At 72.9% G+C, this 908-nt stretch carries 1 protein-coding gene and 1 pseudogene; one reads left to right on the forward strand and one right to left on the reverse strand.

The genetic code is table 11. The annotated features are described in order from the left end of the window. The first annotated feature begins 425 nt into the window (after positions 1-425). Positions 426-587 carry a hypothetical protein gene (locus tag FV222_RS30295; RefSeq protein ID WP_187273662.1) on the forward strand — a complete coding sequence of 54 codons (162 nt, stop codon included), beginning with the start codon at positions 426-428 and terminating at the stop codon, positions 585-587. Between the two features lie 50 nt (positions 588-637). Here FV222_RS30295 and FV222_RS27535 read toward each other — a convergent pair. Beyond that, positions 638-908, reverse strand: a pseudogene (locus FV222_RS27535) (HTH domain-containing protein); the annotation flags it as partial.

Here is a 908-nt window from a genome sequence, read left to right on the forward strand (position 1 = left end):
GTGCCGGCTCGGCCGCTTGCGCACCACCTGCCCTGCGCGCGCGCCGTGCCGTGAAATGCCTCGCGTGGCGACCATGCCGTGCTCCCGCCGAGGCCCTGCCCTCGCCGGGCGGCTTATCGCGGGATTTGCCGCGATGGACCAGCCGTGCGGCGCCGCACCTGACCGGTTCGACCCGGAATTTCGCGCGCCGACACCTCGATGGCGGCCAGCGTCGGCGCGAACCTGGGGGCGAACCTGGGGGCGAACCGGCAAACGTTCACGAATTCTCCATCCTCGTTGCGTTTCATGCAGGTCTCGCGTGCGGTGGCGCACGAGGCTTGATTCGAACGCATGACTGCCACCGCCCGCGCCCCGGTGGTGCCCCGCGAAGGCGAGGCCCACATCTGACGGGAACGCAAACCTCTCCCCCACCAGGATTTTTCGCCGTGGACGTCGCGACCGCCAAGACCCTCGTCTCCGCCATGCTGGTCGGCGCCATCGTGGTGTTCAGCATCGTCTCCCTGCGGATGTTCGTGCTGGAGGTCGGGCGGGATCTCCGCTCCGCCCGGGCGCAGCGCGCCGCCTCCGGTCGCGACACCGTCGCGTAGGGCCGGAGCGGGCGCGGCTTCGCCCGCACCTCATTCTTACCCTGCCCCGCCTACTCCGCCCCGAGCGCCGGCGCGTAGACCGCGTCGCCCAGGCGCCGCAGCGGGCCGTGCGGCCCCGAGCGCTTCCACAACCGGGTGTTCAGCGCCGCGACTGGGTCCTGGCCGGGGACCGCGAACCCCTCGGCGACGAGGGCCTCCAGGATCTCGCCCGCATGCATCGGCCGGCCGGCCCGCACGAGGATGCCGCAGGCGGCCTCGATCAGGGCGCGGCCGTAGCGGCGCGCGCCTGCCGGATCGACCTCGAAGGCGACGGGCACCCGC

The organism is Methylobacterium sp. WL103, assembly GCF_008039885.1.
Taxonomy (GTDB): Bacteria; Pseudomonadota; Alphaproteobacteria; order Rhizobiales; family Beijerinckiaceae; genus Methylobacterium; species Methylobacterium cerastii.